Annotated in this window: 15 protein-coding genes and 2 CRISPR repeat arrays (1 of these 17 cut by a window edge); of the genes, 11 read left to right on the plus strand and 4 right to left on the minus strand. The window is 45.5% G+C overall.

Features of this window, described 5'->3' with window-relative positions:
- Nucleotides 1–12: 12 nt before the first annotated feature.
- Nucleotides 13–594 carry a fatty acid metabolism transcriptional regulator FadR gene (locus J2Z69_RS00460; RefSeq protein WP_209858207.1) on the minus strand — a complete coding sequence of 194 codons (582 nt, stop codon included), beginning with the start codon at nucleotides 592–594 and terminating at the stop codon, nucleotides 13–15.
- Between the two features lie 192 nt (nucleotides 595–786).
- On the opposite strand from J2Z69_RS00460, the gene J2Z69_RS00465 reads away from it, so the two are divergent.
- The 7 genes from J2Z69_RS00465 (at nucleotide 787) to J2Z69_RS00495 (ending at nucleotide 11,010) form a co-directional block, all read left to right on the plus strand.
- Nucleotides 787–2,973 carry a heterodisulfide reductase-related iron-sulfur binding cluster gene (locus tag J2Z69_RS00465; protein ID WP_209858208.1) on the plus strand — a complete coding sequence of 729 codons (2,187 nt, stop codon included), beginning with the start codon at nucleotides 787–789 and terminating at the stop codon, nucleotides 2,971–2,973.
- Nucleotides 2,973–5,378: a 3-hydroxyacyl-CoA dehydrogenase/enoyl-CoA hydratase family protein gene (locus tag J2Z69_RS00470; protein WP_209860388.1), complete on the plus strand. Its 2,406-nt coding sequence runs from the start codon at nucleotides 2,973–2,975 to the stop codon at nucleotides 5,376–5,378. The genes J2Z69_RS00465 and J2Z69_RS00470 overlap by 1 nt, the downstream gene beginning before the upstream one ends.
- 42 nt (nucleotides 5,379–5,420) lie before the next feature.
- Nucleotides 5,421–6,605: an acetyl-CoA C-acetyltransferase gene (locus J2Z69_RS00475; protein ID WP_209858209.1), complete on the plus strand. Its 1,185-nt coding sequence runs from the start codon at nucleotides 5,421–5,423 to the stop codon at nucleotides 6,603–6,605.
- Between the two features lie 28 nt (nucleotides 6,606–6,633).
- Nucleotides 6,634–8,412 carry an acyl-CoA dehydrogenase family protein gene (locus J2Z69_RS00480; RefSeq protein ID WP_209858210.1) on the plus strand — a complete coding sequence of 593 codons (1,779 nt, stop codon included), beginning with the start codon at nucleotides 6,634–6,636 and terminating at the stop codon, nucleotides 8,410–8,412.
- A gap of 26 nt (nucleotides 8,413–8,438) precedes the next feature.
- On the plus strand, nucleotides 8,439–10,124 hold the full coding sequence (locus tag J2Z69_RS00485; protein ID WP_209858211.1) for an AMP-binding protein: 1,686 nt from the start codon (nucleotides 8,439–8,441) through the stop codon (nucleotides 10,122–10,124).
- A gap of 80 nt (nucleotides 10,125–10,204) precedes the next feature.
- Nucleotides 10,205–10,666, plus strand: a complete 462-nt coding sequence (locus J2Z69_RS00490; protein WP_209858212.1) for a PaaI family thioesterase — start codon at nucleotides 10,205–10,207, stop codon at nucleotides 10,664–10,666.
- A gap of 14 nt (nucleotides 10,667–10,680) precedes the next feature.
- Nucleotides 10,681–11,010: an SCP2 sterol-binding domain-containing protein gene (locus J2Z69_RS00495; protein WP_209858213.1), complete on the plus strand. Its 330-nt coding sequence runs from the start codon at nucleotides 10,681–10,683 to the stop codon at nucleotides 11,008–11,010.
- Between the two features lie 473 nt (nucleotides 11,011–11,483).
- Here the strand turns inward: J2Z69_RS00495 and J2Z69_RS00500 are convergent, their stop codons facing one another.
- Entirely contained in the window at nucleotides 11,484–12,350 is an 867-nt protein-coding gene (locus J2Z69_RS00500; RefSeq protein ID WP_209858214.1) for an SDR family oxidoreductase, read from the minus strand.
- A 161-nt stretch (nucleotides 12,351–12,511) separates the two neighbouring features.
- Here J2Z69_RS00500 and J2Z69_RS00505 point away from each other — a divergent pair, with 161 nt between their 5' ends.
- Nucleotides 12,512–12,868, plus strand: coding sequence for a hypothetical protein (locus J2Z69_RS00505; protein ID WP_209858216.1), 357 nt, complete (start codon nucleotides 12,512–12,514; stop codon nucleotides 12,866–12,868).
- Nucleotides 12,869–12,941: 73 nt separating this feature from the next.
- On the opposite strand, the gene J2Z69_RS00510 is transcribed toward J2Z69_RS00505, so the two are convergent.
- Nucleotides 12,942–13,391, minus strand: a complete 450-nt coding sequence (locus tag J2Z69_RS00510; protein WP_209858217.1) for a DinB family protein — start codon at nucleotides 13,389–13,391, stop codon at nucleotides 12,942–12,944.
- 377 nt (nucleotides 13,392–13,768) lie between these two features.
- On the opposite strand from J2Z69_RS00510, the gene J2Z69_RS00515 reads away from it, so the two are divergent.
- The 3 genes from J2Z69_RS00515 to bshB2 all read left to right on the plus strand — a co-directional run bounded on the left by J2Z69_RS00515 (nucleotide 13,769) and on the right by bshB2 (nucleotide 15,461).
- Complete coding sequence (locus J2Z69_RS00515) at nucleotides 13,769–14,083, plus strand: hypothetical protein (protein ID WP_209858219.1); 315 nt, start codon at nucleotides 13,769–13,771, stop codon at nucleotides 14,081–14,083.
- 348 nt (nucleotides 14,084–14,431) lie between these two features.
- Entirely contained in the window at nucleotides 14,432–14,779 is a 348-nt protein-coding gene (locus J2Z69_RS00520; RefSeq protein ID WP_209858221.1) for a YojF family protein, read from the plus strand.
- Between the two features lie 22 nt (nucleotides 14,780–14,801).
- On the plus strand, nucleotides 14,802–15,461 hold the full coding sequence (gene bshB2 / locus J2Z69_RS00525) for a bacillithiol biosynthesis deacetylase BshB2 (RefSeq protein WP_209858223.1): 660 nt from the start codon (nucleotides 14,802–14,804) through the stop codon (nucleotides 15,459–15,461).
- Between the two features lie 89 nt (nucleotides 15,462–15,550).
- A CRISPR array of direct repeats spans nucleotides 15,551–17,903; the repeat unit is 32 nt; unit sequence ATTTCAATCCACGCACTCACATGGAGTGCGAC.
- Nucleotides 17,904–18,114: 211 nt separating this feature from the next.
- Here the strand turns inward: bshB2 and sigK are convergent.
- Nucleotides 18,115–18,813, minus strand: coding sequence for an RNA polymerase sporulation sigma factor SigK (gene sigK, locus J2Z69_RS00530; RefSeq protein WP_209858225.1), 699 nt, complete (start codon nucleotides 18,811–18,813; stop codon nucleotides 18,115–18,117).
- Between the two features lie 370 nt (nucleotides 18,814–19,183).
- A CRISPR array of direct repeats spans nucleotides 19,184–19,449; the repeat unit is 32 nt; unit sequence ATTTCAATCCACGCACTCACATGGAGTGCGAC; it runs 1,491 nt beyond the window's last position.

Below are 19,449 nucleotides of genomic sequence, written 5' to 3' on the forward strand. Positions count from 1 at the left end.
AAAATAATCAGATTATTTAAGTCCTCTTAAGAAGAATTCGACCGTCTTGTCGACCTGTCCGATGAGTGAATACTTACGGCCTGAGATCAGCCAAGAGGTGACGACTTCATCCAGACTACCAAAGATCAGTAACCGAGTTAACTTGATATCCAGATCTGCGCGGAACGATTGTTCCTGAACCCCCTTTTCCAGAATATGCTCAATCAATTGAATATAGGGCTTCACTACATTACCTATCGCTACGCGAAGTTCTAGATTACTTTGACGAAGTTCAATCTGCGTGACATAGGCTAAATTTACATTGTTCTCAAGCTCACTTAAGTGAATGTTACATACGGTTCTTAGAGCTTCATCTGCCGAAGCTGAATCCTTAACACTTTCATGGAAGAGCGCAATCAGTCCGCCCAATCGTTCTTGGAATAGAGAAATAAGGATATCTTCTTTTTTCTTGAAATATAAATATATCGTACCGTCGGCAACGCCCGCCTCCTTAGCTATCTTGGAAATTTGCGATCCATGAAAGCCGTTCTCTGCAATGACTTTAAGGGCCGCTTCCAGAATGAGCTCATATTTATCCATTTTTCTACTTGCCATTATGCCACCTCGGTGTTAGAATTCGAATTAACAACTGAATGAATACTCATTCATTTTTCTTAATCTTATGGGAAACAGCAAGGGATGTCAATGTTTCAGACTAAGATTTTATTTTGAAGAATAAATGTAACCGCTTACTAATGAGAGAGCCGTCACAACTTATTCTGAAGTAACAGAGAGGACGGATGAATGATGGCAGGACAGATTATGAACTTATTACTATTCTTGGCAATTTCCGCGTATGGAGTGTATTTGTTCTACAAGGCTGTGTATCACAGGTACTTGTACATCAAGATGGGTAAGCCTTCAGACTTTCGCATCCAGAGCAAAGGAAGGTGGGGAGAATTCCTATCTCAGGTATTTGGGCAAAAGAAACTGCTCAAAGATCCAAAAAGTGGCATCATGCACATTGTTATCTTTTATGGATTCATTATTCTGCAGTTCGGAGCATTAGATCTCATTATCAAGGGATTATCCAAAGGGAAATGGCATCTTCCCATCCCTTTGTATGCATGGTTCGGACTCTCTCAAGAGCTTACCGTCTTCGCCATTTTAGTGGCGATGGGGTATGCGGCATACCGCCGCTATGGGGAGAAGCTAGCTAGACTAAAACGAGGTGTGAAGCCAAGTATCGTAGTTTATTTTATCTTCACTTTAATGTTCTCTGTCGTGTTATCGCTGGGATTCGAACGACTGTGGTTAGGTATGGAGGGTTCCGCTTATGCACCGATCTCTTCGGGGATCGCCGCTGTATTCTCGGGCATATCTCCTGCGGCCGCAGAAGTTCTGTTCTATATATGTTGGTGGGCGCATCTAATCATCTTGTTATCTTTTCTGGTGTATGTTCCGCAATCCAAGCATTTTCACATCATTACTGCACCCATTAACATTTGGCTGCGTCGCTCTACACCAGTAGGCAAGCTGAGTAAGCTCGATTTGGAAGATGAAGAAGCCGAGTCTTTTGGTGTCGGGAAGATCGAAGATTTCACGCAAAAACAAATGATTGACTTCTACGCCTGTGTGGAATGCGGTAGATGTTCCAATGTATGTCCTGCTACCAATACAGGTAAAGTGCTCTCACCTATGCATCTGATTACAAAGCTTAGAGATCATCTTACTGAAAAAGGGACCGCAGTTACCGGGAAGTCTCCTTATGTGCCTGAGTTTGCATTCTCTACTCACGGTGCCCATGCCTTAGCTACAGAGGTGCAAAGTGAAGGGGCACAGTGGAACAGTGAGGGCATCACGGACATTCGTCCCACACTGGCTTGGCAGAAATCAACATGGAGCGTGCAAGATAAAGCGCCTGAACACTTGAATCTCATTGGCGATGTTATGACTGAAGAAGAAATCTGGTCCTGTACCACATGCCGGAACTGTGAAGATCAATGTCCTGTTGGCAATGAGCATGTAGATAAAATTATCGACCTGCGCAGACATTTAGTTCTCATGGAAGGCAACATGCCACACGAAGGGCAACGCGCTCTTCAGAATATTGAGCGACAAGGGAACCCTTGGGGTCTAAGCCGGAATGCCCGCGCGGAATGGAGCGGGGAAGTCGAAGGCATCAAGGTGCCAACGGTGAAGGATCAGCCGCAATTTGAATATTTATTTTTTGTAGGATCGATGGGTTCTTATGATCTGCGTAGTCGCAAGATTTCCAGAGCTTTGGCAAGGTTATTGAACGAATCAGGTGTAAGCTTCGCGATCCTTGGCAACGAGGAGAAGAACTCAGGGGATACCCCTCGCCGGATGGGCAACGAGATGTTATTCCAGCAGCTATGCATGGAGAACATCGAACTCTTTGAGAAGTATGGCGTCCGCAAAATCGTTACGGCATGCCCTCATACTTTTAATACATTTAAGAATGAATATCCAGATTTCGGTCTGGAGAATGTGGAAGTGCTTCATCACTCTGAGCTGCTGGATCAATTGATTCAAGCCGGGAAGCTGAATCCAAAGCATGAAGTCAAGGAACGCATTACCTATCATGACTCCTGTTACTTAGGCAGATACAACAATGTGTACGATCAACCTCGTAATGTACTGCGTGCAATTCCAGGCGTGGAACTGGCAGAAATGGCACGTTCTCGCGAGAATGGTATGTGCTGCGGAGCGGGGGGAGGGATGATGTGGATGGAAGAAACATCCGGCACACGAGTTAATTTGGCTCGGACTGAGCAAGCGCTGGAAGTGAATCCGACCATTATCAGTAGCGCTTGTCCGTACTGCTTAACCATGATGGAGGATGGTACCAAAATGAAGGAAGTTGACGACCACGTGAAAGCTAAGGATATCGCAGAAATATTAGAACTCTCTGTATTCGGCGGTACACCGGCTGAACGTAACCAAGGACTTGAATTGGAGGTAAGCAAATGATGAATGGAACGATTCGTAAAGCTGCTGTCATCGGATCAGGGATCATGGGTTCACAAATTGCTGCACATCTTGCTAATGTAGGGATTCCAACACTTCTGCTCGATATTGTACCGAAGGAGTTATCGGAGGAGGAGGCCCGTAAGGGTCTAGCATTGGATAACCCGGCTGTTCGAAATCGATATGCGGCATCGGCCATCGCCAAATTAGCCAAGATCAAACCCGCCCCTTTATATGATCCTTCGTTCGCTAGCCGTATTACACCGGGAAATCTGGAAGATGATCTATCTCAAATTGCTCATGTAGATTGGATTATTGAAGTGGTTGTGGAGAATCTGGATGTGAAGAAGAGTCTTTTTGAGAAGATAGAGCAGTATAGTAAGCCAGGCACCATCATTACTTCTAACACCTCAGGTATATCGATCGATGCGATGGCTGAAGGGCGCAGTGCAGAGTTTCAGAAGCAATTTCTAGGCACACATTTTTTTAATCCACCTCGTTATATGAAGTTATTGGAACTTGTTCCAGGTGAACATACAGATCCTGAATTAGTACAGAGCATGAAGCAATTTTGTGAGCGTGTGCTTGGTAAAGGCGTTGTTATCGCCAAGGACACACCGAATTTTATTGGTAATCGTATCGGGACGTATGGACTGCTTGTGACCTTACAGGAAATGCAAAAAAACGGCGGCTATACCGTAGAAGAAGTGGATGCCGTTACAGGGCCAGCGATGGGTCGCCCGAAGAGTGCTACGTTCCGTACGCTAGATCTGGTGGGACTCGATACATTCATACACGTCGCAGATAACGTATTTCATCAGATAGAGGAAGGGGCAGAGAAGGAAGTATTCCGTACACCGGAAGTCCTCAAGGGGATGGCCCAGCGGAAATGGCTTGGCGAAAAGTCAGGTCAGGGCTTTTACCGCAAAGTAAAAGGCGAAAAAGGGAATGAGATTTTGGCTCTGAATCTGGAGACGCTGGACTATGCCGTACAGCAGAAGCCAAAGGGAGCTTCGCTTGAAGCGGCGAAGGCCGCCAAAGGGACTACGGAAAAGACGAAAGCAATGATATCAGGCAAGGACAGATATGCGCAGCTTGCGTGGAATATTTTGAAGCAAGTATTGATCTACTCGGCAGATAAAGTCGGGGAGATCTCGGACTCCATTCAAGATATTGATGATGCGATGAAATGGGGTTTCTCTTGGGACTTAGGTCCATTCGAGACCTGGGATGCCATTGGGCTGGTTCGTTCTGTGGAGCGTATGGAGGCCGAAGGACTCCTCGTTCCCGCATGGGTGAAATCGTGGATTGCGGCCGGTAATACTTCCTTTTATAAGAAAGATAGCGGCAGCTTGTACACGGCCAATATCAGTACGGGACAGTTCAAGGAAGTTAAGCACGTACCAGAGATCATCTCGTTGCGAAATTTGAAAGAGCAAAACAAAATCGTAAAGGGCAATTCCGGTGCAAGTCTCATTGATCTTGGCGACGGTGTAGCTTGCCTCGAATTCCACTCTCCTAACAATGCAATTGGCGAAGACATTCTATCCATGATTAGCCAGAGTGTAGATGAAGTGGGACGCAATTTTGAAGGGATGGTCATCGCTAACCAAGGCAAGAACTTCTGCGTAGGTGCGAACATCATGTTGCTCTTGATGGAAGCTCAAGATGAAGAGTGGGATGAGATTGATAACATCATCCATACATTCCAAAGCACGATGTTCAAGCTTAAGCACTCCTTGAAGCCCGTCGTTGCTTCTCCGCACAAGATGTGTCTTGGTGGTGGAGTAGAAGCGTGTATGCCCGCGGATCTTGTGTTAGCCAATGCAGAGACCTATTACGGATTGGTGGAAGTAGGTGTAGGTCTAATCCCTGCCGGAGGCGGATGCAAGGAACTTACGCAGCGCGCTAGTCAAAGTGTAAAGCTGACAGGTTCGGATTTGCAGCCGTATATCACCCAAATCTTCGAGACGGTAGGTATGGCGAAAGTATCTACAAGTGGACACGATGCCAAACGTCTTGGTTACTTAAGAGCTACTGATCGTGTAGTAGCCAGTCAAGATCATTCGATCTATGAAGCGAAGCAAGCCGTACTTGGCTTAGCTAGAAGTGGTTACGAGCCGATTCCACATGACAAAATTCAGGTAGTAGGTTCAGAAGGTAAAGCGGTGCTTCAATTAGGAGCACTTGGCATGAAGCAAAGCGGTTATCTTAGTGACCATGATCTCCTGATTGCGAAGAAGCTAGCGCATGTTCTAGCGGGGGGCGACGTCCCTGCAGGTACGCTTGTGACGGAGCAATATATGCTTGATCTAGAGAGGGAAGCATTCCTTAGTCTGTGCGGAGAACCGAAAACTCAGCAACGGATGCAGCATATGCTCACCAAAGGCAAAGCACTACGCAACTAATTCTAGTCATTCTTATTAACTTTCTGAAGGAGTTGAAATTCCATGAAAGAAGCTGTAATCGTGTCCATGGCACGGACGGCCATCGGGAAAGCGAATAAAGGCAGTCTCATAGAGACACGGGCCGATGATCTAGGCAAAGTGGTGCTAGAGGCTGTTATCGAGCGGGCGCCTGGACTGCGTAAAGAAGACGTGGAGGATGTCATCATTGGATGTGCCATGCCTGAAGGTGAGCAAGGACTGAATTTCGCAAGAATTATGTCCTTGTATGCAGGATATCCGAACACCGTCCCAGCGCTTACAATTAATCGCTTCTGTTCGTCAGGGTTGCAGTCCATCGCTTTTGCGGCGGAGCGTATTATGCTGGGGAATGCGGATGTGATGGTAGCCGGAGGAGTAGAGAGCATGAGTCATGTGCCCATGACAGGGTTCAAGATCTCGCCGAATCCCCGTCTTGTTGACGAGATGCCGGAAGTATATATAGGCATGGGACACACAGCGGAACAAGTTGCGGAACGCTTCGGCGTGTCTCGGGAGGACCAGGATGCTTTTGCTGCACGTTCTCATGAGAAAGCTGCAAAAGCGATTGCAGAAGGTAAATTCAAAGACGAGATTGTGCCTTTTGAGGCAGTGCTGACGAAAGTGGATGAGGAAGGGAAAGTAGTTCGAAATACATTCCTGTTCGATACAGATGAGGGCGTACGCCGAGACACTACACCAGAAGGGCTCGGTAAGTTAAAGCCTGTGTTCAAGCTCGGTGGTTCGGTCACTGCGGGTAATTCCTCGCAGATCAGCGATGGTGCAGCAGCGGTGGTGCTGATGAGCCGGGAAAAGGCCGATGAACTGGGACTCAAGCCACTGGCTACGTTCAAGTCCTTCGCGCTAAGCGGCGTCGAGCCAGAAATTATGGGCGTGGGGCCGATTAAGGCCATTCCTAAGGCGCTGGATATGGCAGGTATTACGCTTGCCGATGTAGATTTGTTCGAGATTAATGAGGCATTTGCATCGCAGTGTATACAGGTCATCCGGGAACTACAGCTTGATGAAGATAAAGTAAATGTCAACGGAGGTGCTATTGCACTTGGTCACCCTCTAGGCTGCACAGGAACAAAGCTTACTACGACCTTAATTAGCGAGTTAGGTCGCCGAGGCGGAGGGTATGGTGTGGTATCGATGTGTATTGGCGGCGGTATGGGCGCGGCTGGTGTATTCGAAGTTCATCCTCAATAACATGAAGGAACAAAGGAGCGAATAAATTATGAGTACAACATTAAATAACAAAGTCATTGGTGGCAGCTTTATTATCGAAGATGTTGACACGATCATTACGCCCGAGGATTTTACCGAAGAACATCGCATGATAGGGGAGACGACTACTGAATTCGTTGCAGGTGAGATTGAGCCGCGTCATGAAGAGATTGAGAAATTGAACTATGATCTTACTCGGGAGTTGCTTCGCAAAGCGGGGGATGTCGGTCTGTTAGGTGCAGAAGTACCCGAAGCTTACGGCGGTCTAGGTCTGGATAAAGTAAGTGCTACACTGCTAAATGAACGTTTGACGAAAGCTTCCTCTTTTGCCTTGTCTGTGGGGGCACATGTAGGAATTGGTACCTTGCCCATCGTCTATTTCGGTAACGAAGCACAAAAGCAAAAGTATCTGCCGACGCTTGCATCCGGAGAGAAGATCGCAGCGTACTGCTTAACAGAACCCTCATCGGGCTCGGATGCGCTTGGTGCGAAGACTTCCGCAGTGCTAAGTGAAGATGGAACCTACTATACATTAAATGGAACCAAGCAATTTATTACGAATGCGGGATTTGCGGATATTTTCATTGTGTATGCCAAGGTAAATGGCAAAGACTTCAGTACCTTTATTGTGGAGCGCACGATGGATGGGGTAAGTATCGGACCAGAAGAGAAGAAAATGGGGATTAAAGGATCATCGACCTGTCCGCTTATTTTAGAAGATGTAAAAGTGCCAGCAGAGAACTTGCTATGGGAAGTGGGTAAAGGACATCTGATTGCGTTCAACATCCTGAACATTGGTCGGTTCAAATTAGCCGCAGGTTGTGTAGGTTCTTCTAAGGATACGATTGAATATGCTGCTAAATATGCGAATGAACGTACTCAATTCGGCAAATCGATCTCTTCTTTCTCTCTGATTCGCAAAAAGCTAGCGGACATGAACATTCGTACGTTTGTGCTGGAGAGCATGGTGTACCGTACGGCGGGACTTTTCGACACGGGCCTTGCCGAAGTGGACCACAATAGCGATAACGTAGGACAACAATCTGCAAAAGCAATTGCGGAATACCAATTGGAATGCTCGATTAACAAAGTGTTTGGTTCCGAGACATTAGACTTTGTCGTAGATGAGGGTGTACAAATTCATGGTGGGTATGGATTCATTCAAGAGTACCGTGTAGAACGGAATTACCGAGATTCCCGCATTAACCGTATTTTTGAAGGCACGAACGAAATCAACCGATTGCTTATACCGGGTACACTTGTGAAGCGGGCGATGAAAGGCGAACTGCCTTTGATGCAAAAGGCCATGGCCCTGCAAGCTGAACTCATGGAACCGATTCCTGCCCCCGTGCTGGAGAATACGCTGGATCAAGAGATACACTTGCTCAAAATGGCCAAAAAGCTCTTCCTGATGGCAGGTGCCCAAGCGGTGCAGAAATATCAAATGAAGCTGGAAGAAGAGCAAGAGATTCTAGCGAATCTAGCCGACATTATGATTCAAGTCTTTGCTATGGAAAGTGCGATTCTGCGTACACGCAAACTCATTGATCGTTCCGGTGAAGCGAAAGCACAGCTGGCTATATATATGACCACCGTCTTTGTACAGGAAGCTTTTGGACAGATTGAGAATTACACAAGAGAGACCTTGGCTGCGATGGAATCGGGAGATACGCTACGTACTCAGTTATCCATACTCAAGAAGCTCACGCGCAAGCCGGTAATGAACACTTTGGAGATTAAACGTAACATTGGGGATCGAGTCATAGCGACAGAGAAGTACGCACTGTAACCATTCGTTAGATTGGGGTGTCTTGAATGCCGAACAAACCATGGATGAATCAGTACCCGCAAGAGGTCCCGCATTCTTATGATTATCCAAAAATGAACCTTGCGAACATTTTGGTCGACTCGGCGCTGGCTTATCCGAACCACACGGCACTGGATTTCATGGGAAAGAAAATATCCTATCGAGAACTATTGAAATCCGCTTACCGTTTTGCGAATGCCCTGCTAAAGTTGGGTATTCGCAAGGGGGATCGGATTGCGGTCATGCTTCCGAATTGTCCTCAGGGCGTCATTGCCTATTATGGGACGCTGCTTGCTGGTGGAATCGCCGTTATGACGAACCCACTCTATGTCCCGCGTGAGATTGAGCATCAACTAACGGATGCGGGTGTGCGAATGATTGTGACACTCGATGCTCTCGTTGGCAGAGTTACCAAAGCAATGGAGAACCATCCCTTAGAATACACCTTAGTGACGGGTGTTCAAGATTATTTGCCGTTTCCCAAAAATGTGCTCTATCCTCTAAAAGCTAAGAAGGATGGAACGGCGGCGGTGCCCGTGAAGTATAGTAACCATGTGCTTTCATTTAAAAAATTACTTGAATCTTCTTCGGATGCCCCTGTACATGTAGAGGTGAATCCCGAGGAAGACCTTGCCCTTATTCAATATACGGGAGGCACTACAGGGTTCGCTAAAGGGGTTATGCTTACGCATATGAATCTGGTCTCGAATGCGATTCAAGCCAATCTCTGGTTCTACAAATGTGAGAAGGGCAAGGAGAAGTATCTAGCGGCGTTGCCGTTTTTTCATGTGTTTGGCTTGACGGTGCTACTCAATTTGGCAATATATACGGCAGGTACACTGATCTTGATGCCTCGCTTTGAGATTAAGCAGGTGCTGAAGGCGATTGATAAGCAGCGACCCTCTATTTTTCCCGGTGCGCCTACGATGTATATTGCTATTATTAACAACGCTGAAGTTGTCAAATATGACCTGTCTTCGATTGAGACGTGCATTAGCGGGGCAGCTCCGCTTCCTGTAGAAGTGCAGGAGAAGTTCGAACGTCTTACGGGGGGGCGCCTCATTGAAGGATATGGTCTAACAGAAGCTTCCCCCGTGACCCATGTGAACAACATATGGGGACGGCGTAAGCCCGCATCGATTGGTCTTCCTTTTCCCGATACGGAAGCGAGAATTGTCAATGGTCTGACAGGTGAAGATCTACCTCTTGGAGAGATTGGGGAGCTTATTGTCCGTGGCCCGCAAGTAATGAAGGGCTACTGGAAGCGTCCAGAAGATACGGCGGCTACGTTAAGAGATGGATGGCTATATACAGGAGATTTGGCGAGAATGGATGAAGAAGGATTCTTTTTCATCTTGGATCGTCGTAAAGACCTGATCATCGCTGGGGGTTACAACATCTATCCTCGCGAAGTGGAAGAAGTGCTGTTCGAACATCCAGATGTGGCTGAAGCTGTCGTGGCAGGCATCGTAGATCCCTATCGGGGCGAGAGTGTGAAGGCTTATATCGTATTGAAGGACGGGTGCGAGACTACCGAAGCCGAGTTAAAAAGTTTCTGTAAAGAACGGCTGGCTGTGTATAAGGTTCCTAAGGTATATGAATTTAGGGAAGCGCTTCCTAAGACACTGGTAGGAAAAGTATTACGCCGCAAGCTGATTGATGAGGAAGCCGACACGTTTAATAAAAGTGTATAACATTGAAAGCTCTTCGCATAATGATGATGATCGTTAGCGAAGGGCTTTACCCTTTAACTAGACATCAGGAGGCCTGGAATATGGATACTAATGCAGTAGTGGATCAGGCTGCGCTTCGACGTATGGAACGAGCCGCCAAGGATACTTTCTGGGATTATTTAGGGTGCCAGATCGAGTCGCTGGACACGGAGAAGGCCGTCGTTTCTTTCGACATACAGCCGCATCATCTGAACTTGATTGGCATCCTGCACGGCGGGGTGCATGCCTCTGTAATTGACTCGACCATGGGTCTGATTGTGATGCTAGCTAGACCGGAATCTAGTGTGGTCACGATTAATCTGAATATGAACTACGTAGCCCCTACGAAGCAGGGCAAAGTGCTCGTAACTGCGAATATCATTCACAGCACGCGCAAACTGATTACGGCTGAGGCTTATGCACGTCAAGAGACTGGGGAACTGCTAGCTTTCGGTACGGGAACGTTCCGTGTATTGGATAAAGCTATTCCTGAAAAACAGGATAAAGGAGATTCAAGAGGTTAAGGGAGGATGAAGGGATGAGTATCCGTGAAGAGTTAGCCGAGCTTGCTGCCCATATGACGAGTCAACCTGAGCCCATTCAATCACTGTATGCCATTTACGATTTTAGGATGAAAGATGCGGAAGATGTACAAGTGGCTTTTCGCGAAGGTTCCGTAGAAGTGGTAGATGGATGCACATATAGTCCCGATTGTACATTAATTCTGTCCGAGGCGAATCTTCGCAAACTACTGAATGATGAGCTGAATACGACGATGGCTTTTATGACGGGAACGCTAAAAGTCGAGGGCAAGCTAGGTCTCGCTTTGAAACTCCAAGAAATTTTGAAGAACTATCCGCGTATATGAGGTGCGAGCGTAAATGAATAGGCAAGCTGAGGACGAGGTCTTTTGCTTGCCTATTTGTGTTGTTCTACAATGGAAAGCAGAAATGGATGCTTCACATCCTAGTGGTGGTAGCGCAACTACTTCAAGCCATCAACTTCCTAATAATAAGCAGAACCTATGATTTGGAGTGGAGCTTTTGACGAATGAAGAATATTAGTTTTTAGTAACGTAATGGGAGTTCGTAATGAGAGTTCGTAATGAGAGTTCGTAATGTAACTTCGCAGTAGAATCGTTGTTACGCTGTGTCATATTCATCTCTTCTTTTGTAACTCCTTTTTTTCTGATTTGTATATTTACAATTTTGTAAAAAATGGTTACACATTGGGGAGCCAACTTTGTTTAAATCCTTTTAGGTGTCTTCAACTAAATTCTTTTAAATTCTCTTAAATTCTTTTAAATTATTTTAAAATTGTATTGTAGGTTATCGGAACCGTTTAAGATGATGTTTTAGGTTTGCGAGTTAAGTCTGCAAGGACGTCCCACTGCTTGTCCGTAACCTGACGAAGATCATTGAACTGTCCTGCGCCTTGAAGCCACTCTCCCCCATCAATCGTAACAACTTCTCCATTGATATAAGATGCATAATCCGAGATTAAAAAAGCACATAAATTTGCTAGTTCCTCAGGGCTTCCCACCCGTCCAAGAGGTACGCGGTTCACCATTTGTTCTTCTAGTTCGGGGGTTGGCGATAGCCTAGACCATGCCCCTTCGGTAGGAAAAGGACCCGGGGCTACAGCTACTTGTCGGATGCCGTATTTGGCCCACTCTACTGCAAGGGAGCGCGTGAGGGACAATACGCCAGCTTTGGCTGCCGCGGAAGGAGCTACAAATCCCGAACCCGTGGAAGCATAGGTTGTCACAACGTTCAGCATCGTGCCCCCCCTCCCCTGTTCGATCCATCTTTTGCCTACCTCAAGTGTTGTATAGAACGTGCCATGGAGCACAATATTTAGAACGGAGTCAACGGCACGCGGAGATAGACGTTCAGTCGGACTGATAAAATTACCTGCGGCATTGTTAATCAGAATATCAATACGTCCAAAGTGATCCTCCGCGGCAGTGACGAGCGCCTCTACTTGCGCTGGATCGCGAACATCACAGCCTTTGTAGAAAACCTTATTGTAACCGTTTGCAATAAAAGCTTCACAAGTGTCTTGTAACACTTCTGTTCGGCGCCCGGCAATAGCTAGGGAAGCACCTAGAGCAAGGAAATGTTCGCCCATCGCGCGGCCTAGGCCTGTTCCGCCACCTGTGATTAGAATCACCTTATCTTTCAAAAGTTCGTTATTGAAAGGTCCCAATAGGTTTCCTCTTTTCTATTATGATATAGGATATGCATAAGACTCTGAATCTATGCCTATTATAATATATTCCAGAGTCGTAGATATCAGGCTGATCTATCCGCAAGTCCTATTATTTATTTCCTGTTCATAGACATAGGAATAAAAGGAGCGTGATTCAGATGATAGATTCGCAGCTTGTACAGAGATATTATGCACTTAAACAACAGCAGAAGGAGATGGAAAGGGAACTCGCAATTTTACGGGAACACATTCTGGCTTTTTACGGAGCGTTAGATGTAGGTATCGTAGAAGAAGTAGACGGGTATAGGTTAAAAGTGACTTTGCAGCAGCGTAAGGACTATGATGATCTCAAAGTGTATGAGGCGCTCCCTGAAGCCGGCCTATGGCGGCTATTATCTAAAGTAGACCCTGCAAAAGTCACAAGTCTTCTAAAATTAAATATTTTGAGTGAACATCAGTTAGCGCAGACATTTGCTGTGCGAACGATTCCCTTAGTGCAAGTAGAGAAGATATAAGCCATCATATTATAAAAAGTATTGCCGCGAGTTGGCCGCTTCATCATGGTCATTCCTGAAATTTCATGTTTCTTTAATCGACGAAAAGAATGTAGTCCAAAGAGATAGGTTCTACTCCTTCTGGACGGAGCCGCAGGTTGATTTGGCCTCGGTGATACTGTCCGTGAAGCGCCACATGCGTTAGTATATCGCCAATGCTCTTACTGAATTGCTGCTGTTTGCTATTTCTATACGTTATCAACTGATTGAAATCTTTATCCTCAGTAGCATGTAGATAGCTCCTATAGCCTTGTTCATTCTGTACCACGAGCTGTTCACAGATTATCAAGTTGGCATCGGACCAGATGGGGAGATGGGAGCTATCCTTTCCCTGCAATCTAGTAAGCCACACTTGCTCTGAATGCAAGATATGAGCGAACAATCTAATAGTCTCCGCATGAACAGACTCCGCTTGCTGTAATGTCTCTAGCACTCTCTGATTTGCCCAGTGCACATGTTCAAACATCTTATGAATCGTACTCATCCATTTGCCTCCTAAAATTTATGATTGTATATAAAGATTCGATCCATGCAGAATGAATTCCTTTTTCAGCTTATGGATGGTTCTATTAAAAATGGAAAAAGAAGACAATACCGCTGCTGTAAAGCTCATGCATAGCCATGTTCAAGTAATTAATCTGTATACTTATCTTTCCTAAGTCGATAATCATATTGTCAGACCTGCTGAGAGATGAGCACGGTCTGGTCTATAGAGCGATTTTTTATTTATTAGATAAGCTTTTTTATTTTTATTAGATGAGCTTTTTTAATTTTTTACTGCACATTAACCAAACTAAACTTCTTTTCTCTGTGTTCAAGTTTTATAAATTGTCGGAACATGTTGAAGGAGGTCGCTTTGTGGTGTCTAATAAAAACTCAACGATCGATGTCTATGATAACCATTTATCCACACCATCGTGTAATCATGAGGATGTAATATCCTTTTTGTCTATGTCTCATGTGTATCTTTTGAATAAAAATGAAGTTCTCCTAAATACGGCTTCAGCAGTAGAGACGGCGCTTATACAGATTGAGCAGGGGAAAGTTACCGAAGGAGTGCGGCTGCTAAAACAACAGGCAGATGCATTACTTTTATTAGCAATTCAGATGAAAGAGTTCGAACTGATGACGGTGTCCGAGAGGTTATATGGCCAGATCAAACTGTACGAGTCTTGAGAACGAAAGTAGCTTGAATTCCGAGCTTAACCATTAAGCTTTTGAGGTGCTTGGGATGCATGAGTTGTAAGAGGTACAGGCGGTGTATGCGGTGCATGAGATACATGCTGTGTAAGAGGTGTATGAGGTACATGTAATGCATGTGATTAATTCAAGAAAATCGTAGCGAATTCAGAATACAGATCCTTTTTTAAATCATAGGAGCAGCTCTGTAATTTTAAATTTACGTCTGAATGCAATTGCCGATAAAATTAGTAGGTTTTTTTCAACTTGATGTATAATGTGGTATAGTAGTTCAATTAGCTTTGAATCTAGATTGATACCTTAATATTGAGGAGGAGCAGGCCCATGCAGGTAATTCACAAGGAAGAAGTGCAGCATCGAATCGATTCTTGGCAAGACCAGGATCTTTATGTTCATTTGGAAATGACGATGGGGGCCTATGCCGCCCATTTTGATAGCAACAAACAGCCTGCCGCGAACTTTCTTACGAACGCTGTCGTTCGTTATTCGCACGGTACTATTGCAGGGGATGGACCATTTTATCGCGTCGGCTTGAAGATGGATCATGGCTGGATTTATACCGAGGGCTTAACCGAGTGGGACGAGACGGATGCGGATCAGCTGATTCTAGCGGGGCATGATGCACAAGGTAAGCTTGTTGTGTCTTTGCAATTGAGCCGGGAACCTTTCTAAACTTACCAAAGGAGATGAGCATATGAATCACGATAAAATTTTGGTCATCCTTCCTCATCCAGATGATGAGGCTTTTGGATTATCAGGTACACTAGCCAAATATATTGAGCAAGGCGCTCAGGTTACTTATGCATGTCTAACTTTGGGTGAACGTGGGCGGAACATGGGAATTCCACCCTTTGCCAATCGCGTCACTTTGCCAGCCGTTCGTCAAAAAGAACTGGAAGCTTCCTGCCGAGCTATTGGTATTCAAGATCTCAGAATGCTGGGATTTCATGACAAGACAATTGAATTCGAAGATCCGAAGGTGCTGGATCAGACGTTACTCGATCTCATTCATGAAATTCAGCCTACGCTGATCTTCACCTTCTATCCAGGGTATAGCGTTCATCCCGATCATGATGCAACTGGAGCAGCGGTCGTTCGTATTGTGGAAAGACTAGCTGCTTCGGAACGACCAATCGTGCAGTGCTTGGCCTTCTCCAAGGACACGAAAAAAGATCTGGGCAATCCAGACGTAAGTGTAGATATTAAGGAATTTCTACAAAACAAGCTGCAATCCATTCGTGCGCACCGTTCCCAGTTCCAAGCTGCCGAACTGATGGGCAAAGAAGAGATGGCTGAGGCTGAGTTGCTACAGCGCTTCGGAACAGAGAAGTTTTATACGTACTCTTGGTCCTAGGTCAGTGGCAAGATAGTTAGATAGAAGAGGGAAAAGGACGAGCTAATTAGCTCGTCCTTTTCTTGTTGTGGGCGCAACTAACCTTACTTATTTCAATCCACGCACCCACACGGAGTGCGACAAAATAAAGCTGACAGCGCAGATGCACGTGGAGATTTCAATCCACGCACTCAAACGGAGTGCGACGTTATGTTTGAGCTGCTGCGAGATCCATTCGATATTTCAATCCACGCACTCACACGGAGTGCGACATCATGGATGAGCTTGCAGAGCGTTCGTCCTTGATTTCAACCCACGCACTCACACGGAGTGCGACTGTTGCCGCATCTTTGGCAGTGGCTGCCGTAGTGATTTCAATCCAGGCACTCACATGGAGTGCGACCAAAACCAAGATGCCCGTCACAGAGAGTGGACAGGAATTTCAATCCACGCACTCACATGGAGTGCGACATTCATCGACCGCCTGTACCTGTATTCTAGGAGATTTCAATCCACGCACTCACATGGAGTGCGACGAGTAACAAAAAGCGATTGTACTTTTCAGAATGTAATTTCAATCCACGCACTCACATGGAGTGCGACTCCGGCCGCGATAAAAAGCTTCATATCCTCTGGGATTTCAATCCACGCACTCACATGGAGTGCGACATCAAGATGTTCTAGAAATCGTGAGGTCTAAGATATTTCAATCCACGCACTCACATGGAGTGCGACGCAATGCGTATGTGCTATGTGCAAAGGCCAAAAATTTCAATCCACGCACTCACATGGAGTGCGACGCTTTCAAACTGTGTTGCAACAAAAGTATACGAAGATTTCAATCCACGCACTCACATGGAGTGCGACGAGGCAGCCTTAGCACGTATGAATGGTGAGCTGATTTCAATCCACGCACTCACATTCAGTGCGACGAAAAGGAATGATTGCAGATGACAGACACAGAATTGATTTCAATCCACGCACTCACATGGAGTGCGACGCAAAACCGTTGTTGAGGTCAGATACCTGCTTTATTTCAATCCACGGACTCACATGGAGTGCGACTATGCGGATTTATTAACGGAGAGATCTATGAAATTAAATTTCAATCCACGCACTCACATGGAGTGCGACGTACATGATGAGGTGATGATAGACGAGCCCAAAGAATTTCAATCCACGCACTCACATGGAGTGCGACAAGGATAGGAAACATCCATCCAAACCAGATGAGAATTTCAATCCACGCACTCACATGGAGTGCGACGATAGTGCCGCAATATAGCAGTTTAGCTGAGTTAATTTCAATCCACGCACTCACATGGAGTGCGACGTGCCGAGAAAACGGACACTTCCGTGACTACTGATTTCAATCCACGCACTCACATGGAGTGCGACCGCTGCCGTGACTGTTTCCAGTAAGTCACATGCATATTTCAATCCACGCACTCACATGGAGTGCGACTGGATTAACACGTAAACCGGCGGTTAAATCAACTGATTTCAATCCACGCACTCACATGGAGTGCGACACAATAGAGGAGTAAAACGCAACGGAGCGTCCGGTATTTCAATCCACGCACTCACATGGAGTGCGACTATCTCGATGAGGTGGCCCATCTCGGGAAAGTCGAAATTTCAATCCACGCACTCACATGGAGTGCGACCGAAGGATTACTGGAATATTTCTCACCCCAGAATAATTTCAATCCACGCACTCACATGGAGTGCGACTTAACTATATCAAGATGTTTAAAGGGCATTCCTGATTTCAATCCACGCACTCACATGGAGTGCGACGCTAATCGTTTTGACAACGCCCTCGACAATATTTATTTCAATCCACGCACTCACATGGAGTGCGACAATAATCTGGAAGCTGTTTAGGATAAGCGGTTGGTATTTCAATCCACGCACTCACATGGAGTGCGACTATGACTATATTTTTAGATCCTGTTGCCGCTAAGGGCTATTTCAATCCACGCACTCACATGGAGTGCGACCCGCTCGATGGATTAAAGTCGCAAGAGGATAATTTTAATCCACGCACTCACATGGAGTGCGACGACATTATGAAACGCAAGAACAAAGCCAATGTAATTTCAATCCACGCACTCACATGGAGTGCGACAACCTTGTGAGTCTCTATCATCTTGATGATATTATTTCAATCCACGCACTCACATGGAGTGCGACGGATCTGTATTCGCTATGCCTACGTATCCGTTGATTTCAATCCACGCACTCACATGGAGTGCGACTAACCGGATATCAAGCTGTCTGAAGTCCTCCGGTGATTTCAATCCACGCACTCACATGGAGTGCGACCGGGCAAGTCGTATCATGCTCTGGAGGATATTATTATTTCAATCCACGCACTCACATGGAGTGCGACACATAAACACTCTCCTCTACAACCTGGTACTTGATATTTCAATCCACGCACTCACATGGAGTGCGACAGCGAAATCCCTATTAATTCATCCATATAATAGATGAATTAATAGGAAACTTGTAATTTATCGCTATAACTAGTATAGATCAATCCTTGACTTTTGAACAAGCACCCTAATTAATTTAAAATTCGACAAAATATGAGGTGCGAATCTCCTAGGGATTTTATGTGAGCTTAGGGTTCGCACCTCATTATTTATATTTTTAATTATCAGTAATTCTACTTTTTCTTATAAAATTCATGATACAACTTCATTAATGCTCTCTTCTCAATACGTGATACATAACTCCGACTTATGCCTAATTCTTTTGCAATTTCTCGTTGCGTTCGCTCTTCGCCACCTTGTTCCAGTCCAAATCGTCCACGGATGACCTCTTGCTCCCGCTCGTCGAGAATGTCAAGATTTTGGTAGATTTTGCTCTTCTCCATTTTGAGTTGTACATGTTCGGCTACGTCATCTGCTTCGCTACCCAAAATATCAATTAATGTAATCTCATTCCCTTCCTTATCCGTACCGATAGGATCATGAAGAGAGACATCTTTACGTGTCTTTTTCAAGGAACGTAAGTGCATCAAAATTTCATTTTCAATACAGCGTGCCGCGAAAGTAGCAAGTTTGGTGCCTTTTCCAAGACGGAAACTCTCAATGGCTTTGATTAAGCCAATCGTCCCTATAGAGATTAGATCCTCCAGATCCTCGCCGGTATTGTCGAACTTCTTCACAATGTGAGCCACAAGCCGTAGATTATGCTCAATTAACAAATTTCGACTGACGGGGTCTCCTTCTGCCATACGGAGGAGATGTTTGGTTTCCTCTTCCTCGGTAAGAGGTTGGGGGAATGCATTGTTTTTGACATACGATACGAGTAGTGTGAGCTGCTTAATGAACAGGGCAATTGCGGTAAATAATCCGGGCAATGGTGCCACCTCCTGCAGAATGCATGCAACCTGGCTTTGCGGTCTGTTCATTGTATGTAGGCCGTCGCCTAGAAGTGCATGTACGCTGCAAAGTAACTTTGATGATTTAAATCCGTTTTTTTATGACATCGAATGAAGACCCCGATCATTAAGATTAGAAGGAACATCTAAAAAAAAGGCATCCTGTATGTACAGGACGACTTGAGAAAAATAATTGTACTGTAAAGCAGAATTTAAAGATTTCTAAGAGATCAAGGAATAATGTGGAGATCCAAGGTTAGTGAACTTAATAGAGACTATATCTAATTGAAATCAGATATTTGCAAGGAGTGCGATTGAGGACCTGTATATGCGGTTACATCATGAAAAAATTTTTCTTCACGCACTCACATGGAATGCGACAGAGAGTACAGAGCTAAACGGATTGATAACGGTATTTCAATCCACGCACTCACATGGAGTGCGACGGTCGGTACTATCAGGTACCCGCTGATATGCACTATATTTCAATCCACGCACTCACATGGAGTGCGACACGGCGCTGATGCTCAATTTGTAAGAGTAGACGGAATTTCAATCCACGCACTCACATGGAGTGCGACGAGGATCCGGACAAGACAAGCAGTGCGGAATTAG

The organism is Paenibacillus shirakamiensis (assembly GCF_017874255.1).
Classification (GTDB): domain Bacteria; phylum Bacillota; class Bacilli; order Paenibacillales; family Paenibacillaceae; genus Fontibacillus; species Fontibacillus shirakamiensis.

Coding starts and splice junctions, on each gene's coding strand:
- J2Z69_RS00475 (WP_209858209.1), top strand. CDS start 5,421: ATGAAAGAAGCTGTAATCGTGTCCATGGCACGGACGGCCATCGGGAAA.
- J2Z69_RS00490 (WP_209858212.1), top strand. CDS start 10,205: ATGGATACTAATGCAGTAGTGGATCAGGCTGCGCTTCGACGTATGGAA.
- J2Z69_RS00470 (WP_209860388.1), top strand. CDS start 2,973: ATGAATGGAACGATTCGTAAAGCTGCTGTCATCGGATCAGGGATCATG.
- J2Z69_RS00460 (WP_209858207.1), bottom strand. CDS start 594: ATGGCAAGTAGAAAAATGGATAAATATGAGCTCATTCTGGAAGCGGCC.
- J2Z69_RS00520 (WP_209858221.1), top strand. CDS start 14,432: ATGCAGGTAATTCACAAGGAAGAAGTGCAGCATCGAATCGATTCTTGG.
- J2Z69_RS00465 (WP_209858208.1), top strand. CDS start 787: ATGGCAGGACAGATTATGAACTTATTACTATTCTTGGCAATTTCCGCG.
- J2Z69_RS00510 (WP_209858217.1), bottom strand. CDS start 13,391: ATGAGTACGATTCATAAGATGTTTGAACATGTGCACTGGGCAAATCAG.
- J2Z69_RS00505 (WP_209858216.1), top strand. CDS start 12,512: ATGATAGATTCGCAGCTTGTACAGAGATATTATGCACTTAAACAACAG.
- J2Z69_RS00480 (WP_209858210.1), top strand. CDS start 6,634: ATGAGTACAACATTAAATAACAAAGTCATTGGTGGCAGCTTTATTATC.
- J2Z69_RS00485 (WP_209858211.1), top strand. CDS start 8,439: ATGCCGAACAAACCATGGATGAATCAGTACCCGCAAGAGGTCCCGCAT.
- bshB2 (WP_209858223.1), top strand. CDS start 14,802: ATGAATCACGATAAAATTTTGGTCATCCTTCCTCATCCAGATGATGAG.
- J2Z69_RS00495 (WP_209858213.1), top strand. CDS start 10,681: ATGAGTATCCGTGAAGAGTTAGCCGAGCTTGCTGCCCATATGACGAGT.